At 38.5% G+C, this 1,085-nt stretch carries 1 protein-coding gene and 1 other annotated feature; the gene reads left to right on the top strand.

All coding sequences use genetic code 11. From position 1 onward, the window contains the following. The first annotated feature begins 125 nt into the window (after positions 1-125). Positions 126-358 (top strand) — a binding site (T-box leader). Between the two features lie 111 nt (positions 359-469). After that, the coding region (locus tag ACRCJ0_RS14895; RefSeq protein WP_431390987.1) for a homoserine O-acetyltransferase/O-succinyltransferase family protein at positions 470-1,085 on the top strand (616 nt) is incomplete at its 3' end.

The raw sequence follows: 1,085 nt of genomic DNA on the forward strand, positions 1-1,085 counted from the left end.
CTAGTGTAAATGCAATTAATTATCACAAATAAGTAATAGGGAGAACCGGTAACGGTTGACAGTTTGAGTAGATTGTTTTAATATTTGCTTATAGAAATATAAGAAGTTGATGATAAACATAAAAATGAATCACATTGAAAAGATAAGTAAATGGAAATCTTTGCTCAGAGAATCTACGGTTGGTGAGAGTAGGTGTAAGTATTTCCTTTGAAAATGGTCTGGGAGTGACGAGTGTAGAATGTACTTACCTTTAGCACTTGCGATTGATAGTCGATAACCTATCTTCGTATGATTGTACGAATAAGGCGAACCGAGTGTTCGCAAAGTAAGGTGGTACCACGTTCCAGACGTCCTTATAATACTGTGTTGTATTATAAGGACTTTTTTTATGTAAATTGAAAATGATGATGAGGGAAGAATCGCTTAGCTAGCATGATGAAGCTAGGGTGATAAAATGGAGGGGATATCAATGCCAATTAAAGTTGTTCAAGATTTACCAGCATTACAAAAATTAACCCAAGAGAATATTTTTGTTATGGATGAGCGTCGTGCAACCATGCAGGACTTTCGTACTTTAGAAGTGGTTATTGTGAACTTAATGCCGACTAAAGAAGCGACGGAAGAGCAGTTGCTACGGTTATTAAGTAATTCACCCCTGCAAGTGAACGTGACCTTTATCCACATGCAGACACACCAAGCGGCCCATATTTCAGAAAACCATCTAAAAGAATTCTACCGAACCTTTGACCAAATTAAGGACCGCTACTTTGACGGGATGATCATTACTGGCGCGCCGGTTGAGCACCTAGATTTCGAGAAAGTGAATTACTGGGACGAATTAGTGTCCATTATGGAATGGTCAAATAATCATGTTTTCTCAACCTTGCATATTTGTTGGGGCGCCCAAGCAGCCCTTTACCACCATTACGGGATTGGTAAACAACCTTTAGACAAAAAACTATTTGGTATTTACGAGCAAGAATTGAGAGATAAAAAGGTATCTTTAGTACGTGGTATGGATGAACTTTTCTATATGCCACATTCTCGCCACACGACTGTGCCAACTGAATCTTTTGAACAGGCAT

The sequence above is a fragment of the Aerococcus sp. L_32 genome, assembly GCF_050689315.1.